Annotated in this window: 18 protein-coding genes; 12 read left to right on the forward strand and 6 right to left on the reverse strand. The window is 59.2% G+C overall.

Annotation, left to right across the window (positions count from 1 at the left end):
• Positions 1–13: 13 nt before the first annotated feature.
• The gene (locus H7A77_RS13820; RefSeq protein ID WP_047572629.1) at positions 14–784 is read right to left on the reverse strand and encodes a basic amino acid ABC transporter substrate-binding protein; all 771 of its coding nucleotides are present in this window, start codon (positions 782–784) and stop codon (positions 14–16) included.
• 403 nt (positions 785–1,187) lie between these two features.
• Here H7A77_RS13820 and ftsB point away from each other — a divergent pair, with 403 nt between their 5' ends.
• The 8 genes from ftsB (at position 1,188) to rpoS (ending at position 7,490) form a co-directional block, all read left to right on the forward strand.
• Complete coding sequence (ftsB, locus tag H7A77_RS13825; protein ID WP_016929043.1) at positions 1,188–1,508, forward strand: cell division protein FtsB; 321 nt, start codon at positions 1,188–1,190, stop codon at positions 1,506–1,508.
• 3 nt (positions 1,509–1,511) lie between these two features.
• On the forward strand, positions 1,512–2,219 hold the full coding sequence (gene ispD / locus H7A77_RS13830) for a 2-C-methyl-D-erythritol 4-phosphate cytidylyltransferase (RefSeq protein WP_004932598.1): 708 nt from the start codon (positions 1,512–1,514) through the stop codon (positions 2,217–2,219).
• 10 nt (positions 2,220–2,229) lie between these two features.
• Positions 2,230–2,703, forward strand: a complete 474-nt coding sequence (gene ispF, locus H7A77_RS13835; RefSeq protein ID WP_004932594.1) for a 2-C-methyl-D-erythritol 2,4-cyclodiphosphate synthase — start codon at positions 2,230–2,232, stop codon at positions 2,701–2,703.
• 4 nt (positions 2,704–2,707) lie between these two features.
• Complete coding sequence (truD, locus tag H7A77_RS13840) at positions 2,708–3,754, forward strand: tRNA pseudouridine(13) synthase TruD (protein ID WP_042783705.1); 1,047 nt, start codon at positions 2,708–2,710, stop codon at positions 3,752–3,754.
• Positions 3,735–4,496 carry a 5'/3'-nucleotidase SurE gene (gene surE / locus H7A77_RS13845; protein WP_182074320.1) on the forward strand — a complete coding sequence of 254 codons (762 nt, stop codon included), beginning with the start codon at positions 3,735–3,737 and terminating at the stop codon, positions 4,494–4,496. The genes truD and surE overlap by 20 nt, the downstream gene beginning before the upstream one ends.
• On the forward strand, positions 4,490–5,116 hold the full coding sequence (locus H7A77_RS13850) for a protein-L-isoaspartate(D-aspartate) O-methyltransferase (protein WP_004932585.1): 627 nt from the start codon (positions 4,490–4,492) through the stop codon (positions 5,114–5,116). Before surE ends, H7A77_RS13850 begins: the two co-directional genes overlap by 7 nt.
• A gap of 325 nt (positions 5,117–5,441) precedes the next feature.
• Complete coding sequence (gene nlpD / locus H7A77_RS13855) at positions 5,442–6,437, forward strand: murein hydrolase activator NlpD (protein ID WP_182074321.1); 996 nt, start codon at positions 5,442–5,444, stop codon at positions 6,435–6,437.
• A gap of 54 nt (positions 6,438–6,491) precedes the next feature.
• A complete protein-coding gene (rpoS, locus tag H7A77_RS13860) occupies positions 6,492–7,490 on the forward strand; it encodes an RNA polymerase sigma factor RpoS (protein ID WP_019455119.1) in 999 nt (332 codons plus the stop codon).
• A 79-nt stretch (positions 7,491–7,569) separates the two neighbouring features.
• Here the strand turns inward: rpoS and mutS are convergent, their stop codons facing one another.
• The gene (gene mutS, locus H7A77_RS13865) at positions 7,570–10,125 is read right to left on the reverse strand and encodes a DNA mismatch repair protein MutS (RefSeq protein WP_182074322.1); all 2,556 of its coding nucleotides are present in this window, start codon (positions 10,123–10,125) and stop codon (positions 7,570–7,572) included.
• A gap of 394 nt (positions 10,126–10,519) precedes the next feature.
• On the opposite strand from mutS, the gene H7A77_RS13870 reads away from it, so the two are divergent.
• The gene (locus H7A77_RS13870) at positions 10,520–10,687 is read left to right on the forward strand and encodes a hypothetical protein (protein ID WP_162882342.1); all 168 of its coding nucleotides are present in this window, start codon (positions 10,520–10,522) and stop codon (positions 10,685–10,687) included.
• Here the strand turns inward: H7A77_RS13870 and H7A77_RS13875 are convergent.
• The 4 genes from H7A77_RS13875 to H7A77_RS13890 form a co-directional block, all read right to left on the reverse strand.
• The gene (locus tag H7A77_RS13875) at positions 10,684–11,301 is read right to left on the reverse strand and encodes a Fic family protein (protein WP_089191196.1); all 618 of its coding nucleotides are present in this window, start codon (positions 11,299–11,301) and stop codon (positions 10,684–10,686) included. The two genes, H7A77_RS13870 and H7A77_RS13875, sit on opposite strands and share 4 nt — an antisense overlap.
• 194 nt (positions 11,302–11,495) lie before the next feature.
• Complete coding sequence (locus tag H7A77_RS13880; protein ID WP_255443874.1) at positions 11,496–12,488, reverse strand: hypothetical protein; 993 nt, start codon at positions 12,486–12,488, stop codon at positions 11,496–11,498.
• Between the two features lie 30 nt (positions 12,489–12,518).
• Entirely contained in the window at positions 12,519–13,490 is a 972-nt protein-coding gene (locus tag H7A77_RS13885) for an aldo/keto reductase (RefSeq protein ID WP_033651640.1), read from the reverse strand.
• Between the two features lie 12 nt (positions 13,491–13,502).
• Positions 13,503–14,303 (reverse strand): SDR family NAD(P)-dependent oxidoreductase, encoded by an 801-nt coding sequence (locus tag H7A77_RS13890; RefSeq protein ID WP_060659939.1) that lies wholly within the window; start codon positions 14,301–14,303, stop codon positions 13,503–13,505.
• Between the two features lie 106 nt (positions 14,304–14,409).
• Between H7A77_RS13890 and H7A77_RS13895 the strand changes: the two genes are divergently transcribed.
• The 3 genes from H7A77_RS13895 to chbC all read left to right on the forward strand — a co-directional run bounded on the left by H7A77_RS13895 (position 14,410) and on the right by chbC (position 17,412).
• Positions 14,410–15,303 (forward strand): LysR family transcriptional regulator, encoded by an 894-nt coding sequence (locus H7A77_RS13895; protein ID WP_182074323.1) that lies wholly within the window; start codon positions 14,410–14,412, stop codon positions 15,301–15,303.
• A gap of 417 nt (positions 15,304–15,720) precedes the next feature.
• Positions 15,721–16,038, forward strand: a complete 318-nt coding sequence (locus H7A77_RS13900; RefSeq protein ID WP_004932561.1) for a PTS sugar transporter subunit IIB — start codon at positions 15,721–15,723, stop codon at positions 16,036–16,038.
• Positions 16,039–16,050: 12 nt separating this feature from the next.
• Positions 16,051–17,412, forward strand: coding sequence for a PTS N,N'-diacetylchitobiose transporter subunit IIC (gene chbC, locus H7A77_RS13905; protein WP_033641899.1), 1,362 nt, complete (start codon positions 16,051–16,053; stop codon positions 17,410–17,412).
• Positions 17,413–17,424: the final 12 nt, after the last annotated feature.

The raw sequence follows: 17,424 nt of genomic DNA on the forward strand, positions 1-17,424 counted from the left end.
CGGCGGCAGGGCATTATTCCGCCGGCAGCGTCGGTACGTTGCTGTCGAACCAGGCTTGGTAGATCTTGGCGTAGGTGCCGTCGGCGATGATTTTCTTCAGGCCGGCGTTGATTTTGTTGCGCAGCTCATCGTTGCCTTTGGCGACGGCGATGCCGAAATACTGACGTTCGAACTTGGCGTCGGGCACCAGCTTGAAGGCTTTCTCAGGGTGGGTTTTGATATAGAACTTGGCCACGCCGACGTCGCCGACCGCTGCGCCGATGCCGTCTTCATACAGCTCTTGCAGCATCAGCGGGGTATTGTCGAAGCGTTTGATGGCGGTGCTGTTTTTGCCCAGCGCGTCGGACACCACGATGTCGCCGGTGCTGGAGTTCACCACGCCGACCTTCAGCGCTTTCAACGCGGCAATGGAGTCTACCTTCGAGTCTTGCGGCACCACGATGGCCTGCTCAGCCGGGAAGTAAGGCGCAGAAAAATCAACCATTTGTTTGCGTTTATCGGTGATGGTGATGCCGGAGATGATGATATCGCGATCGCCGGAATTCAGCGTGGCGAAGATCCCTTCCCACGGCGTATTGATCAGTTTTATCTGGAAACCTTCGGCCTTGGCTACCGCTTTGATAATGTCGATGTCGAAACCTTCCAGCTGCTTTTGGCTGTTTTCAAACTCGAACGGCCGATAGGTGCCGCCGGAGCCGACGACGTAGGTAGGTTCAGCCGCCAACACGGCGGTGGAGAAGGTGGCGGCCAGGCAGGCGCCGATCAGAACTAAACGTTTTAACATCGCGATCCCCGATAATGAATGGTTATATATTGGAATTATTTATGCACTATGAGTGCATAAAAATAAGCTTCAATGAATGAAAGTGCAACCACTGCATGAGGATTATTCTTTCTATGGTGTTAAATATTCACTTCTTGCTTTGCCTTGGCGTAAGCGACGGGTCAGGATGCGATGGTGCAGTGATTCTTGCTGCATAATGGAGGAAGGGCAGTGTGTGTATCAGCGGAAAACGCGGCGCGCGCGCCGGACTAAAGCGGCTTTTTTTGCCGCTTTCGCAGCGGAATTAGGCGCTGAACACGGGAATCCTTCATCCGTATTCTGAATTTGGCGTTGAAATGCCGCTCTCAGTGTGGAGTCCAACGAGAAGTTGTGGGATGATTGGTCGGTTTTTCAGGGGGCGGAGATGGGAAAACTTACGCTGCTATTGCTGGCATTGCTCGGTTGGTTACAGTATTCACTGTGGCTGGGCAAAAATGGTATTCACGATTACGTGCGGGTCAATGAAGACGTTGCGGTCCAACAGGGCAACAACGCGAAGTTGAAAGCGCGTAACGATCAGCTGTTTGCCGAAATCGATGATTTGAACGGCGGTCAGGAAGCGATCGAAGAGCGAGCGCGTAATGAGCTGGGCATGATCAAGCCCGGTGAGACTTTCTATCGTCTGGTTCCTGACCAATCCAGACGCAACGCGGCGTCTTCCTCGCAAAATAACGCACAAAAATAACGCATGAATCACTCCGCAGGCACCTTTCCCTCGGTGATTGCCGTCCTGCCCGCTGCCGGTATCGGCAGCCGCATGCAGGCGGAATGCCCGAAGCAATATTTAACCATCGGCCGGCACAGCATCGTCGAACACGCTATCCATGCCCTGTTGCGCCACCCGCGCATTGAACGGGTGATCGTGGCGATCGGCCCGGAAGATCGTCAGTTCGAACGGCTGCCCATCGCTCAGGATCCGCGGGTGACCGTCACCGAGGGCGGCAAACAGCGCGCCGATTCGGTGATGGCCGGGCTGAAACTGGCGGGTGATGCGGACTGGGTGCTGGTGCACGACGCTGCGCGCCCCTGCCTGCACGCCGACGATCTCGAGCGCCTGTTGGCGATCACCGCACACAGCAAGGTGGGCGGTATTCTCGCCGCGCCGGTGCGCGACACCATGAAGCGCGCCGAACCTGGCCGCGACACCATCGCCCACACCGTTGAACGGCAGGATCTGTGGCATGCGCTGACGCCGCAGCTGTTTCCGCTGCCGCTGCTCAAGCAGTGCCTGCAGCGCGCGCTGGATGAAGGCGCGAACGTCACCGACGAAGCCTCGGCGCTGGAGCATTGCGGTTATCATCCGCTGCTGATCGCCGGCCGGGCGGATAACATTAAAGTAACGCGGCCGGAGGATTTGGCGCTGGCGGCGTTCTATTTGACTCAGTTGGACAATTAAGGAGCGCACCATGCGTATCGGTCACGGTTTTGACGTACATAAATTCGGCGGCGAAGGCCCGTTGGTGATCGGCGGTGTTCGCATCCCTTACGACAAAGGCTTGTTGGCCCACTCCGACGGCGACGTTGCGCTGCACGCCGCGACCGACGCCTTGCTGGGCGCGGCGGCGCTGGGCGATATCGGCAAGCTGTTCCCCGATACCGATCCGGCCTTCAAGGGCGCGGACAGCCGCGAGCTGCTGCGCGAAGCCTGGAAGCGCATCCGCGCCAAAGGGTACCGCCTCGGCAACCTCGACATCACGATTATTGCCCAGGCGCCGAAAATGGCGCCGCACATCCCGCAGATGCGCGTCTTCCTGGCGGAAGATCTGCAGTGCCATATGGATGACGTCAACGTGAAGGCCACGACCACCGAGCAGCTTGGCTTCACCGGGCGCGGCGAGGGCATCGCCTGCGAAGCGGTCGCCTTGCTGATCAAGGAATAACCGCATGGATATGGCGAATCTGACCTGGCTGCATGGCCGGCCACAGAGCACCGGGGTGTTGAAAGCCAATCCGGAAGACTTCGTGGTGGTGGAAGACCTGGGCTTTGCGCCGGACGGCGAAGGCGAGCATGTGCTGGTGAACATCCGTAAAAACGGCTGCAATACCCAGTTCGTGGCCGACTATCTGGCGCGCTTCGCCGGTATTCACGCCCGTTCCGTCAGCTATGCGGGCTTGAAGGATCGCCACGCGGTGACCGAACAGTGGTTCTGCCTGCATATGCCGGGCAAAGACACGCCGGATTTCTCACAGTTTGCGCTGGAAGGCTGCGAGGTGCTCTCGTTCGCCCGCCACCTGCGCAAAATGCGCATCGGCAATCTGAAGGGCAACCACTTTACGCTGGTGCTGCGCCAGATTTCCGATCGTCAGGACGTTGAGCGCCGCCTGCAGGCTATCGCCGCGCAGGGCGTGCCAAACTATTTCGGCAGCCAACGCTTCGGCCGCGGCGGCAACAATCTGGTGATGGCGCGCCGCTGGGCGAACGACGAAATCCGCGTTAAAGAGCGCAGCAAGCGCAGCTTCTACCTTTCCGCCAGCCGCAGTGCGCTGTTCAATCTGATAGCCGGCCGGCGCCTGGCCGACGGCCTGCAGCGCACCGTGCTGGAAGGGGATGCCCTGCAGTTGAGCGGCCGCGGTAGCTGGTTCGTCGCCAAAGCCGATGAGCTGGAGACGTTGCAACAGCGGCTGGATGCCGGCGAACTGGCGATCACGGCCTCCTTGCCGGGCGACGGAGAGCCAGGTACCGCCGGCCAAGCCTTGGCTTTTGAACAACAATGCTTGGCGGAACAACCGGAATTGCTTACGCTTTTAAAGCGCGAGCGTGTCGAACCCGCTCGCCGGGCCCTGCTGTTGCAGCCGCAAAATTTGCAGTGGAACTGGTGGGATGACGTTACCGTGGAACTGCGCTTCTGGCTGCCGGCAGGCAGCTTTGCTACCAGCGTGGTTCGCGAAATCATGCAGCAGGATAACAGTGATGCGGATATTGCTGAGTAACGATGACGGCGTCAGCGCCCCAGGCATTCAGGTGCTGGCGGCGGCGCTGCGGGAGTTTGCCGAGGTGCAGGTCGTGGCGCCGGATCGTAACCGCAGCGGTTCTTCCAATGCCCTGACGCTGGAGTCGCCGCTGCGCACGCAGACGCTGGACAACGGCGATATCGCGGTGCTGCAGGGGACGCCGACCGACTGCGTTTATCTTGGCGTCAACGCATTGATGCGCCCTGCGCCGGATATCGTGGTCTCCGGCATTAACGCCGGACCGAATTTAGGTGATGACGTCATCTATTCCGGCACCGTCGCGGCGGCGATGGAGGGCCGGCACCTGGGGCTGCCCGCGCTGGCGGTGTCGCTGAACGGTCACCAACACTACGCGACTGCAGCGGCCATTACCTGCCGCATCTTGCGTGCGCTGCAGCGTGAACCGTTACGCACCGGAAAAATCCTGAATATCAACGTGCCGGATTTGCCGCTGGCGGAGATCAAAGGCCTGCGCGTCACTCGCTGTGGCAGCCGCCATCCCGCCGATAAGGTCTTCTGCCAGCAGGATCCGCGTGGACAAAATCTCTACTGGATCGGGCCGCCTGGTGATAAATTTGATGTCGGGCCGGATACCGACTTTGCGGCGGTGGAACAAGGCTATGTGGCGATCACGCCGCTACAGGTGGATCTGACCGCCTACGCGGCGCAGGAAGTCGTGAAAACATGGTTAACCAAGGCAGAGGTTAGCGGGGAATGGTGAACAAGCGTATGCAAACATTGCTGACGCAGCTGCGTCAGCAAGGGATCCGGGACGAAAAGCTGCTGCGAGCGATCGAAGCGGTGCCGCGCGAGCGTTTTGTCGACGAAGCGCTGGATCATAAAGCCTACGAAAACACTGCATTACCGATCGGTTCCGGCCAGACTATTTCTCAGCCTTATATGGTGGCGCGGATGACCGAGCTGCTGAATCTGAAGCCTACTTCACGGGTGCTTGAGATCGGCACCGGTTCCGGTTATCAAACCGCCATCCTGGCGCATCTGGTGCAACACGTTTGTTCCGTCGAGCGCATCAAGGGGCTGCAGTGGCAGGCCAAGCGCCGCCTGAAGCAGCTCGACCTTCATAATGTTTCCACTCGCCACGGCGACGGCTGGCAGGGCTGGGCGTCGCGCGGCCCGTTCGATGCGATCATCGTCACTGCCGCGCCGCCGGAGATCCCGCAGGCGCTGGTTGAGCAGTTGGACGACGGCGGCATTTTGGTGTTGCCGGTGGGCGAGCAGGCCCAAACCCTCAAACGCATTCAGCGCCATGGCAACGATTTCGTGGTCGACGCGGTAGAGGCGGTGCGCTTTGTGCCGCTGGTGAAAGGCGAATTGGCCTAGCGATTGTCTGATTTTTCGACCGTCTGAAAAATCTGTTGCACTTTCATCACGTGCGGATAAGGTTTTCTCGTTCCAATCAGGCTAATTTTCACTAGAATTGGCCTTTCTACGTAGTTGTCTTATGGTGCGGTGACGCCAATGTGGTTAGCATTGGCGCGCGTTTTGATGCTCCGGCGGGAGATGACCTGGCGTTCAGGGATCGGCCGGCGGCGCCTTTACATCGCAGAAACTGGGAAGTGGCAAAAGCTCGGCTACGATGTAAAGGGTATTTTGGATATATCACTGATATTGCTGTCATGGGGGAAGCATGAGCACGGGAAGCCCAATGATTACGTTACGCCGGGTTGCGGTGTGTACGATGGTAAGTTTGTGGTTGGCGGGTTGTACAAACACGGCCTCGACGTCAGCCCCTATCAGCAGCGTGGGCGGCGGCGCCGTTCCATCCGGCAATAATAATGGCGGAGCGCAGCAGGCCAGCCCAGAGGGCCGCATTGTCTATAACCGCAGTTATAACGCTATCCCTAAAGGGAGCTACAGCGGCGGCGACACCTATACGGTCAAGCGCGGTGATACGCTGTTTTACATCGCCTGGATCACCGGCAACGATTTCCGCGACCTGGCGCAGCGCAACAATATTCCCGAGCCTTACAGCCTGAATGTTGGCCAAACCATTCAACTTGGTAATGGTTCTGCCAATGGCGGCGGCGGTATGCTGGCGACGACTGACGCGACCAAAGGCGGTGTTCCGAAGCCACCTTCCAGCGCCCAGATCCAGACGGCAACGGTTGATTCTCAATCAACTAACGCGTATTCTGAAAACTCGGGTAAACAGAATGTAGGTAAGATGTTACCTGCAGCGGGCGCCGCAGCGGTTGGGACCGCGACTGCGCCTGTTACCGCACCGGAAGCCGCTCCACCAGTGAGCAGCACCGTCAGCAACAGCGCTCCGGTCAGTACCTGGAGATGGCCGACTGACGGCAAGATTATTGATAACTTTTCCTCATCAGAAGGTGGGAATAAGGGCGTCGATATCGCCGGTTCCCGTGGGCAGCCTATCTTCGCTACCGCCGATGGTCGCGTAGTGTATGCAGGCAACGCTTTACGGGGTTACGGTAATCTAATCATCATCAAACATAATGATGATTACCTGAGCGCCTACGCTCATAACGACACAATGCTGGTCCGGGAACAACAAGAAGTGAAGGCGGGTCAAAAAATAGCCACCATGGGTAGCTCCGGTACCAGTTCAGTACGTTTGCATTTTGAAATTCGTTACAAGGGGAAATCCGTAAACCCGCTGCGTTATCTTCCGCAGCGATAGATTGGGCAGAATACGCTGAGATTCTGCTCGCGGTATCACGGGTAGGAGCAGCATATGAGCCAAAATACGCTGAAAGTTAACGAGTTACATGATGATGCGGATTTCGACGAGAATGGAGCTGAGGCTGAGTCGTTTGATGAAAAAGCGCTGGTAGAAGAAGAGGCCAGCGAGAACGATTTAGCGGAAGAAGAGCTGTTGTCTCAAGGCGTTACGCAACGCGTATTGGATGCGACGCAGCTCTATCTGGGTGAGATCGGTTATTCACCTCTGTTGACCGCAGAGGAAGAGGTCTATTTTGCGCGGCGTGCTCTGCGCGGTGACGTGCCGTCCCGCCGTCGCATGATTGAAAGCAACCTGCGGCTGGTGGTGAAAATCGCCCGCCGCTACAGCAACCGCGGTCTGGCGCTGCTGGATCTGATCGAAGAGGGTAACCTCGGTCTGATCCGCGCGGTGGAAAAATTCGACCCGGAACGCGGTTTCCGTTTCTCCACTTACGCAACCTGGTGGATCCGTCAGACGATTGAACGGGCGATCATGAACCAAACCCGCACCATTCGTTTGCCTATCCATATCGTCAAAGAACTGAATGTTTATCTGCGCACCGCGCGCGAGCTTTCCCATAAACTGGATCATGAACCGAGCGCTGAAGAGATTGCCGAGCAACTCGACAAGCCGGTGGATGACGTCAGCCGCATGCTGCGCCTGAATGAGCGCATCACCTCGGTGGATACGCCGCTGGGCGGGGATTCGGAGAAAGCGCTGCTGGACATTCTGGCCGACGAGAAGGACAACGGGCCTGAAGACACCACGCAAGACGACGATATGAAGCAAAGCATCGTCAAATGGCTGTTCGAACTGAACGCCAAACAGCGTGAAGTGTTGGCACGTCGTTTCGGCCTGCTGGGCTATGAAGCGGCGACGCTGGAAGACGTGGGCCGGGAGATTGGCCTGACGCGTGAACGCGTCCGTCAGATTCAGGTTGAAGGTCTGCGTCGCCTGCGTGAGATTCTGCAGATGCAGGGCCTGAGCATTGAGGCACTGTTCCGCGAATAACGCCGGTTGTTGAACCGCATCAAATAAAAACGGTGAGCATGATGCTCACCGTTTTTTTATGCCCGCGTTTGACGTCTGACTACACCATATTTTTCAGCCGGTAGATCCATTCCAGCGCCTGGCGCGGCGACAGGGAATCCGGATCCAGCGCCTCCAGGGCTTCTACTGCCGGCGAAGTCTCTTCCTGCAACAGCGTCATCTGGGTGGCATCAACGCTGCCCGACGCGGTGTGGCTGGAGATGGATTCCAGCTCGCGCAGCTTTTGGCGGGCGCGCTTGATGACGTCGCGCGGCACGCCGGCTAGCGCGGCGACCGCCAGGCCATAGCTTTTGCTGGCGGCACCGTCCTGCACGCTGTGCATAAAAGCGATGGTGTCGCCGTGCTCAAGCGCGTCCAGATGCACATTGACCACGCCTTCCATTTTTTCCTGCAGCGTCGTCAGCTCGAAGTAGTGGGTGGCGAACAGCGTCATCGCTTTGATGCGGTTGGCCAGGTTCTCGGCGCAGGCCCAGGCCAGCGACAGGCCGTCGTAGGTGGAGGTGCCACGGCCGATTTCATCCATCAACACCAGGCTGTGCTCGGTGGCGTTGTGAAGAATATTGGCGGTTTCGGTCATCTCCACCATGAAGGTGGAACGGCCGGAAGCCAGATCGTCCGCCGCGCCGACGCGGGTGAAGATGCGATCCACCGGGCCGATGGTGGCTTTGGCCGCCGGAACGTAGCTGCCGATGTGCGCCATCAGCACAATCAGCGCCGTTTGCCGCATATAGGTACTTTTACCGCCCATGTTCGGGCCGGTGATGATCAGCATGCGGCGCTGTGGCGACAGGGAGAGCGGGTTGGAGATAAACGGTTCGCTCAGCACCTGTTCCACCACCGGGTGGCGGCCTTCGGTAATGCGGATCCCCGGCTGGTCGCTCATGACCGGGCAGGCGTAGTTCAGGGTGTCGGCGCGCTCGGCCAGGTTGGCCAGCACGTCCAGCTCGGCCAGCGCGGCGGCGCTTTGCTGCAGTTCCGCCAGGTGCGGCAGCAGCAGATCGAACAGCTCGTCGTACAGGCTTTTCTCGATCGCCAGCGCTTTGCCCTTGGAGGTGAGTACCTTGTCTTCGTACTCTTTCAATTCCGGGATGATGTAGCGCTCGGCGTTTTTCAGCGTCTGGCGACGTACATAGTGGATCGGCACCAGGTGGCTCTGGCCGCGGCTCACCTGAATATAGTAGCCGTGTACGCCGTTGAAGCCGACTTTGAGCGTATCCAGCCCCAGCTTTTCACGCTCGCGGATCTCCAGCCGATCGAGGTAGTCGCTGGCGCCGTCGGCCAGCGCGCGCCACTCGTCCAGCTCGCTGTTGTAACCGGGGGCGATCACGCCGCCGTCGCGCACCAGCACCGGCGGCGATTCAACGATCGCGCGTTCCAGCAGTTCGCGCAGCTCGTCGAACTGGCCTACCTGAGATAGCAGTTGCTGCACATGCGGCGTATCCACATCTTGCAGCACCGCGCGGATGTCCGGCAGTTGCTGGAAAGCATGACGCATGCGGGCCAGATCGCGTGGCCGCGCGGTGCGCAGCGCCAGGCGCGCCAAAATTCGCTCCTGATCGCCCACCTGGCGCAGCGAAGGCTGCAGATCGGCGAACCGTTCCTGCAATGCGCCGATCGCCTGCTGGCGGGCGGTCAGCACCTTGATGTCTCGGGTCGGCATGTGCAGCCAGCGTTTCAGCATGCGGCTGCCCATCGGCGTGACTGTGCGATCGAGGATCGCCGCCAGCGTGTTGTCGCTGCCGCCGGACAGGCTCTGCGTCAGCTCCAGGTTGCGGCGGGTGGCGGCGTCCATGATGATGCCGTCCTGCTGACGCTCCATGGTGATGCCGCGAATGTGCGGCAGCGAAGTGCGCTGGGTATCTTTCACGTACTGCAACAGACAGCCGGCGGCGCGCAGCGCCTGATGCGCCTGCTCGACGCCGAAGCCGGTCAAATCGCGGGTGCCGAACTGCAGGTTGAGTTGTTGGCGTGCGGTCTCCAGTTCGAATTCCCACAGCGGACGGCGGCGCAGGCCGTGGCGCTGCTCGATCAGCGCCATTTGTTCGAAGGTTTCCGGGTAGAGCAGCTCGGCCGGATTGGTGCGCTGCAGCTCGGCGGCCATGGTCTCTAGATCCTGCGGTTCAGCGACGCGGAAGCGGCCGGAGCTCACGTCCAGCGTGGCGTAACCGAAGCCGCGCGCATCCTGCCAGATCGCCGCCAGCAGGTTGTCCTGGCGCTCTTGCAGTAGCGCTTCGTCGGTGATGGTGCCGGGGGTGACGATGCGTACCACTTTGCGCTCGACCGGCCCTTTACTGGTGGCCGGATCGCCGATCTGTTCACAGATGGCGACGGATTCGCCGAGTTGAACCAGCTTGGCCAGGTAGTTCTCCACCGCGTGGTGCGGTACGCCGGCCATCGGGATCGGCTCGCCCGCCGAGGCGCCGCGTTTGGTCAGCGAGATATCCAGCAGTTGGGAAGCGCGCTTGGCGTCGTCGTAAAACAGCTCGTAGAAGTCGCCCATGCGGTAGAACAGCAGGATTTCAGGATGCTGGGCCTTGAGGCGCAGGTACTGCTGCATCATCGGCGTGTGCGAATCGAGTTTATCGGTGCTATTCATGCGATTATTTTTCCAATCCATTGAATGTAAAGGGAACTGTGATTTTCATTGTCGTCATTCGCTATCACATTGTTTCAGCAGGCGTCGCCCCACTCAGCGCTTGGCGGGCGGCGCAAATCAAATCATCAAAACGCCAAACGGCGCGCTCAAACCTGAGGTTTGCACAGACGCTTATACTAGCCCAGCGGGCAATCGGCTGTCACAGGTAAAAATGGGAAGCGCTGCGCAAGGCGGGTTTGTAACGCGGCGAGATTGTTGTTCGCCTGCGGGCAACAACGCAAGTGGCCGCCCGGAGTGGTGGTGAAGCTATTGCTCGGGAGTGAGAGGCAAGGGAATGAAGTCCTGTACATTCCTTGATATAATGTCTTCAGCAAATTTGCGAACAGAGGTTGTCATGAGTAACAGCAAAAAAGTGCAGGTGGGTTATGCTAAGCCGTCCCGTACGGACATTGCGCGTTCCGTGGCGACGTCAACGGCGGTTGAAACAGGTCAACCCTCAGCCAGAGTTGAAGCTTCTTTAGAAGAAGCGCGTAAAAAATTTGCTCATTTACGCCTTGCCTAATACCTTCTTAGTGCTTGACTGACCCAGTGTTTCATCGGTTCGTAGTTCATGTTCATACCTGAGTGAATCGCTGAGATATATTGGGCTCTGTTTTGTTCCCAGCTTTGATAATCCAACGGTTTATGCCCGCCCTGAACCGCCATCACATCGGCCAACAGCCGTGACAAACGGCCATTCCCTTCTCTGAAGGGATGTATGAGTATCAGTTCAACATGGATTATTGCAATCGCTTCTATCAGCTGTTCTTCGCTCATGGCTGAGCAAGGTGTGTAACGAGCCAGGTATTCCACCTCGAAATCGTCCAGTAGTTTGGGCAATCGCGTCGAAGGGGCAAACATAAAGCCCCCTTTGCTGATATTGACAGTTCTTGCTTGTCCAGCCCATGCATAGATATTGCCTAACCAGCGGCGATGCCAGCCCTTGATCATCTCGACTGTGATTTTCCCTAACGGAAAATGCTGTTCGAAAACGGAATGGTAGAGCTGTTCCAGCAATACCAATTCGGCATCGTCGAGTTCATTGCTATCGGCAATACCCAGCTTGTTGGCTAGAACTTGCTCGCCGGATTCTTTCTCATATTGGCCTTCGCTGCTGGAAACATGGTATCGGCTCATGCTTACGCTCGGTAAATGAGGCGGGAGATAAGGCAAGTATAATCAGCGATACGCGGCGGAACAATTTAATTAAAATCAGGTTGTTAAGTCAGGATTAATCATAAGTATGATTAATGACATCGAAGTAAATAGTTTCAATTTATTGGATGTTAACGATACAACGCGAGTGGCCGCCCGCTGAGGCGGCGTAGAGGTTATTGCGCGGCGGTGAGAGGCAAGGGCAGTTGATAGATGCGGAAGCTGTCGGGCACTTCGGTTTCATGGCCGGGCAGCAGGCGGTGGCGGATGCGCGACTCGCTGACGAAGGCGCAGCCTTGTGGGGTGATAGTCAGGTTGACCGGCGACTCCATGCCTTCGCGCAAGACCTCAATCCGATGCATGCCGGTCGCTTTTGGCAACGCGATCCGCAGGATCCGCCCTTGGCCGCTCTGGATCCCGTTCTCCAGCACGATCAATGCGCCGTCTGGCGCCAATCCCATTCCGTCCGGGTTTTCAATCAGGCGCGGCAGCTGCATTTCCGTCAGCTGCGGCTTTGGATCGTCATAGCTGAGAGTGTAAAGCTTACCGGTGCCGAAATTGGCGACAGCCATCAGCCGATCGTCGAGCAGCACGATCCCGGCGGCGCCCAGCCCGCTCGGAGCCGCCAACCGCGCATCCTGAAACAGCGTACTGAATGCCGCTTCGCCCGGCCGCAGGCGCAGGATGCCGCCGCCTCGGGTTTCTGTCACGTACACCGTACCGTCTGCGCCGAGCACGATATCGTTGCCCATTTCCCCCGTCGGCAGCGCCAGGCTGCGGTTGAGCGTGCCATCGGCGACGTTCAGCGCATAGATGCGGTTGGCGCGCGATTTGCCGCCGGAAAGGAAGTCCGGCGAATTGCCCCACAGCAACCCGCGCCGTTCGTCCAGCCGCAGCGCGTTTGAGGCGAACACCGTGTCAGCGCCAGGGAAAAAGGTTTCCCACGCTTTACCCGGCCGCTTGCGAAGCACGTTGCCGCTGGTGATCAGGCCGACATACAGCGTGCCGTCCGCCGCGCGGGCGATGCCGTTGGGATAAAGCGCGCCGGGCGGCAACGTCATGCTGCTTTCGGCGCAGTGGGTATTGGCGGCGGCCTGCGCCGGAGTGGTCAGGGGGAGTGCGGCGGCGAGGGTGAACAACGCTGCTCGCGCGGTAAGCGCATATGACATGTCTTCTCTCCTGGAAGGACGGAAAAGGGGCTACCAGCGATCGGGGCGGGCAGCGTGCGCCATCGGCGCCTCCAGCGCGGCCACGTCTTGCGGCGATAAGCTGAGATTGAGCGCCGCCAGCGCATCCTGCAGATGGTGCGGCTTGGACATGCCCACCAGCGGCGACGCCACGCCGGGTTTGGCCAGCAGCCAGGCCAGCGCGATCTGCGCCGGTGGAACGCCGCGCGCGGCCGCCACCTCCGCTACCGCCGCGACGGTGCGTTCCACTTCGTTTCTGCCGCCGTACCAACGGGGCGCCTGTTCGTCGGTGGCGGCGCGCAGCGTGCCGGCGTTGCCGGAACCGGCCAGCACGCCGCGGGCCAGTGGCGACCAGGGCGTCAGGCTGAGCCCCTCCTCCAGACACAGCGGGATCAGCTCCTCTTCATCTTCACGCGTCACCAGGTTGTATTGGCTTTGCAGCGAAATAAACGGCGCCAGGCGGTGCTGACGTTGAAAGGCCAGCATTTTCATCAGGCGCCAGGCGTGCAGCGAGGAGGCGCCGAGATAGCGGATCTTGCCCGCTCGCACCAGGCCGTCGAGGGTGTCGGCGGTTTCTTCGATCGGCGTTTCGGTGTCGAAGCGGTGCAGCACAAACAGATCGAGGTAATCCGTCCCCAACCGCTGCAAAGAGGCGTCGACGCTGTGCAGCAGGTGCTTGCGCGACAGCCCTCGGCTGTTCGGCTGCGCGTCCATCGGAAAGTAGGCCTTGGTGGCGATCACCACGTCTTCGCGGCGGGCGAACGCCTTCAGGGCGCGGCCGAGAATGCGCTCGCTTTCTCCGCCGGAGTAAATGTTGGCGGTATCGAAAAAATTGATGCCCGCTTCCAGCGCTTCGCGGATAAAGGGGCGCGCTTCATCTTCCTTCAGCACCCAGGGGCGCCAGGCCGGATCGCCATAGGTCATGCAGCCCAGGCAGAGACGAGACACTTTCAGGCCGCTGTCGCCAAGCCGAACGTAGTTCATGGCATCGTCTCCTCAGCGCATGCCGGCGATGGTGTAACCGCCGTCCACCAGCAGGCTTTGGCCGGTGATGAAGCGGGCCTCGTCCGTCGCCAACCACAGCGCCACATCGCCGATGTCTTCCGATTCGCCCAGGCGGCCGGCGGGCGTATGGGCGATAAAGGGCGCGAACGCCGCGCTGTCGGCCACGCTGCCGCGCGCCATCGGCGTGTCGATGATGCCGGGGTTGATGTTGTTGACGCGGATGCCCTGGCCGCTGTATTCGAGCGCCACCGCGCGGATCATCGCATCGAGCGCCCCTTTGCTGGCGGAGTAGCTGGATGAGCCGGCCAGCGCGCCGTGGGTCAGCCAGGAGGAGGTGTTGATGATCACGCCGCCCGACCGCTGAGCCAGGAAGGTTTCAATCTCGTATTTCATCGCCAGCCAGACGCCTCTGAGGTTAATGGCAATCACCCGGTCAAAATCCTCGCTGCTCTGTTCGGTGATGGGGGCGAAGTTGCCGATGATGCCGGCGTTGTTGAAAGCGACGTCGAGCCGGCCGTAGTGGGCGGTCACCGCGGCGAGCAGCCGGCGGATATCGTCTTCTTGGGAGACGTCGGTCACGATGGGCAGGGCATCGCCGCCAGCCAGCGCGATATCGCGCGCCGTGGCTTCGATCTCCGCCGCGCGCCGGCCGGCCAGCGCCACCTTGGCGCCTTCGCGGGCATAGGCCAGCGCGGCGGCGCGGCCGATGCCGGTGCCGCCGCCGCTCACCAGTACGACTTTGCCCGCCAGACGGCGCGGCGTTTCATGGGTTGGAGCTGTAGCATTAATCATCGCATCGATACCTGGTAATGGGTTCGATCGCAATGCTATGTTGTTAGATGACGGATAACTATCCGCTAAAAATTCATCTCACTATTAGATAATTTATATCAATAGCATGAAGAAACCCGAACTGTCCGGCCTGGCAGCCTTCGTGGCTATCGCCAGTGAACGCAGCTTCCGCCGCGCCGCCGCCCGATTGGGCGTGACGCCGCCGACGCTGACCCACACCCTGCGCGAACTTGAAGCGCAGGTGGGCATTCGCCTGCTGAACCGCACCACCCGCAACGTCTCGCCGACGGAGGCCGGAGAGCATCTGCTGGCGCAGCTGGTGCCGGCTTTTACCGACATCGACGCCGCGCTGGAGAGCCTGAATGCGTTTCGCGAAGTGCCACGTGGCCTGGTGCGTATCAACGCGCCGCGTTCGGCGATCGATCTCGCCATCGTGCCGCATCTGGGACGGCTAGCCAGCGAATATCCCGGCATTACGCTGGAAGTGGTGGCGGACGAGGGGTTCGCCAACATCGTCGAGCAGGGCTTTGACGCCGGCATCCGGCTCGGCGAGGATCTGCACAACGATATGCGCGCGGTGCGCCTGACGCCGGATCTGCGTTTTGCCATCGTCGCCACGCCGGATTACTTTCAACGGCACGGTGAACCGACGCACCCGCAGGATTTACTGCAGCATCGCTGCATCGGTTGGCGCAAAGCTTCTTCAGGCGAGCGCTACAAATGGGCTTTTCAGCAGGGGGAGCAGCGATTTTCCGTGGCGGTTAACAGCCCATTGATACTCGATGACGGCAGGATGATGGTGCAGGCGGCGCTGGCGAACGTCGGCATCGCTTTCGCCATCGAGCAGGAGGTGGAAGAATATCTGGCGAGCGGGCGGCTGCGGCGGGTGCTGGCCGATTGGTGCGCGCCGTTTCCCGGTTTTTACCTCTATTACCCCAACCGCAGAAACCATTCCGTGGCGTTGGCCACGGTGATTGAGTTGCTGCGTCTGCCCACGTAATCCTCTTCACCTGCCATCGCGTTCGGATGGCAGCAGGCGAATCAAGCTTGAACTATTTTTATTCCCTCGCCGTTTGTTCAGACGCAAATAAACCCTTAAATTCCCAGCGAGTTCATAACTTGCTGTTTATAATTGTTATTTGATTATTTATTACGAATATTCTGAGTTTTTATCGGTTGTTTGAGAGCCCGGTCACACTATTTTTTTGTGCGAAATGTGAAGAGGGTCAATCCATCAGGTCAATGAGAGACGGTTCTGTCTCCTTCTGGCTTACCGATCCTTTTTTCATGCTCCGTATACTGTCTGTAACCAGGGCAACGTGACGGAAATTTTCATAAGGAATGTGCGTGAAGCAATCGTGATTGCATCTGGCATACAAATAACACCGGGTTTTTTTGATTATCTGAGGTGCTTGGTATGGAAAAGAAAAAAATCTATCTGTTTTGTTCTGCCGGAATGTCCACTTCCCTGTTGGTATCAAAAATGAAGGCGCAGGCCGAAAAATATGAAGTGCCGGTGATCATCGCCGCCTATCCGGAAGCGCTGGCCGCGGAGAAGGGGGTTGAAGCGGATCTGATCCTGCTGGGGCCGCAGATCGCCTACACCCTGCCGGAAGTGCAGAAACAGTTGCCCAATAAACCTGTTGAAGTCATCGATCCGCTGCTGTACGGCAAGGTCGATGGGCTGGGCGTGCTGAAGGCCGCGGTGGCCGCCATCAAGAAAGCCAATCAATAACAGGAGGCCGCCGTGAATACCCTCATTGCCTCGCTCGAGAAGGTTATCCTGCCTTTCGCCGTAAAAATCGGTAAGCAGCCCCACGTCAACGCCATCAAAAACGGCTTTATCCGCCTGATGCCGCTGACCTTGACCGGGGCGATGTTCGTGTTGATCAACAACGTGTTCCTGAGCTTTGGCGAGGGATCGTTCTTCTATTCGCTGGGCGTGCGATTGGACGCCTCCACCATCGAGACGCTCAATAGCCTGAAGAGTATTGGCGGCAGCGTTTACAACGGTACGTTGGGGATCATGTCCCTGATGACGCCGTTCTTTATCAGCATGGCGCTGGCCGAAGAGCGCAAGGTCGATCCCCTGGCCTCGGCGCTGCTGGCGGTGGCGGCCTTCATGACCGTCACGCCGTTCAACGTCGGCGAGGCCTATGCGGTGGGCGCCAATTGGCTGGGCGGCGCCAACATCATTTCCGGTATGGTGATCGGGCTGGCGGTGGCTGAGATGTTTGCCTTCATCGTGCGGCGCAACTGGGTGATCAGCCTGCCGGACAGCGTGCCGGCTTCGGTGTCGCGCTCCTTCTCGGCGCTGATCCCCGGCTTCATCATCCTCTCCATCATGGGGCTGGTGGCGTTCGCGCTGGCGCACTGGGGCACCAACTTCCACCAGATCATCATGGACGGCATTTCGGCGCCGCTGGCCAAGATGGGCAGCGTGGTGGGCTGGGTATACGTGCTTTTCTCTTCGCTGCTGTGGTTCTTTGGGGTACACGGTTCCATGGCGCTGGCGGCGCTGGACAGCGGCATCATGACGCCTTTCGCGCTGGAAAACGTGGAGCTGTACAATAAATACGGTTCGGTCGAGGCGGCGGTGGCCGCCGGCAAAGAGTTCCACATGTGGGCGAAACCGTTCGTCGACTCTTATATTTACCTCGGCGGCACCGGTTCGACGCTGGGCCTGATCATCGCCATCTTCATCGCCTCGCGCCGCGAAGATTACCGCCAGGTCGCCAAACTGGCGACGCCATCCGGCATTTTCCAGATCAACGAACCTATCCTGTTCGGTTTGCCGGTGATCATGAACCCGGTGATGTTCATTCCGTTCATCCTGGTTCAGCCGGTGCTGACCCTTATCACCTCGCTGGCTTACTACTCCGGGCTGATCCCGCCGATCACCAACATCGCGCCTTGGACCATGCCGGTCGGCCTGGGAGCGTTCTTCAACACCAACGGCAGCATCATGGCCCTGTTGCTGAGCTTGTTCAACCTGGCGGTCGCCACCGTGATTTATCTGCCGTTCGTGGCGATTTCCAACAAGGCGCAAAGCCAGATCGACGCGGCGACGGAAAGCGAAGAAGACATCGCCAAGGCGCTGAAATTCTAACTGTGGAACGGG

The sequence above is a fragment of the Serratia sp. ME47 genome, from assembly GCF_903970925.1.
GTDB lineage: Bacteria > Pseudomonadota > Gammaproteobacteria > Enterobacterales > Enterobacteriaceae > Serratia > Serratia ureilytica.

Bases quoted from the DNA above. Each gene is read 5' to 3' on its own strand.
- H7A77_RS13820 (WP_047572629.1), bottom strand. From the start codon at position 784: ATGTTAAAACGTTTAGTTCTGATCGGCGCCTGCCTGGCCGCCACCTTC.
- ftsB (WP_016929043.1), top strand. From the start codon at position 1,188: ATGGGAAAACTTACGCTGCTATTGCTGGCATTGCTCGGTTGGTTACAG.
- ispD (WP_004932598.1), top strand. From the start codon at position 1,512: ATGAATCACTCCGCAGGCACCTTTCCCTCGGTGATTGCCGTCCTGCCC.
- ispF (WP_004932594.1), top strand. From the start codon at position 2,230: ATGCGTATCGGTCACGGTTTTGACGTACATAAATTCGGCGGCGAAGGC.
- truD (WP_042783705.1), top strand. From the start codon at position 2,708: ATGGATATGGCGAATCTGACCTGGCTGCATGGCCGGCCACAGAGCACC.
- surE (WP_182074320.1), top strand. From the start codon at position 3,735: ATGCGGATATTGCTGAGTAACGATGACGGCGTCAGCGCCCCAGGCATT.
- H7A77_RS13850 (WP_004932585.1), top strand. From the start codon at position 4,490: ATGGTGAACAAGCGTATGCAAACATTGCTGACGCAGCTGCGTCAGCAA.
- nlpD (WP_182074321.1), top strand. From the start codon at position 5,442: ATGATTACGTTACGCCGGGTTGCGGTGTGTACGATGGTAAGTTTGTGG.
- rpoS (WP_019455119.1), top strand. From the start codon at position 6,492: ATGAGCCAAAATACGCTGAAAGTTAACGAGTTACATGATGATGCGGAT.
- mutS (WP_182074322.1), bottom strand. From the start codon at position 10,125: ATGAATAGCACCGATAAACTCGATTCGCACACGCCGATGATGCAGCAG.
- H7A77_RS13870 (WP_162882342.1), top strand. From the start codon at position 10,520: ATGAGTAACAGCAAAAAAGTGCAGGTGGGTTATGCTAAGCCGTCCCGT.
- H7A77_RS13875 (WP_089191196.1), bottom strand. From the start codon at position 11,301: ATGAGCCGATACCATGTTTCCAGCAGCGAAGGCCAATATGAGAAAGAA.
- H7A77_RS13880 (WP_255443874.1), bottom strand. From the start codon at position 12,488: ATGTCATATGCGCTTACCGCGCGAGCAGCGTTGTTCACCCTCGCCGCC.
- H7A77_RS13885 (WP_033651640.1), bottom strand. From the start codon at position 13,490: ATGAACTACGTTCGGCTTGGCGACAGCGGCCTGAAAGTGTCTCGTCTC.
- H7A77_RS13890 (WP_060659939.1), bottom strand. From the start codon at position 14,303: ATGATTAATGCTACAGCTCCAACCCATGAAACGCCGCGCCGTCTGGCG.
- H7A77_RS13895 (WP_182074323.1), top strand. From the start codon at position 14,410: ATGAAGAAACCCGAACTGTCCGGCCTGGCAGCCTTCGTGGCTATCGCC.
- H7A77_RS13900 (WP_004932561.1), top strand. From the start codon at position 15,721: ATGGAAAAGAAAAAAATCTATCTGTTTTGTTCTGCCGGAATGTCCACT.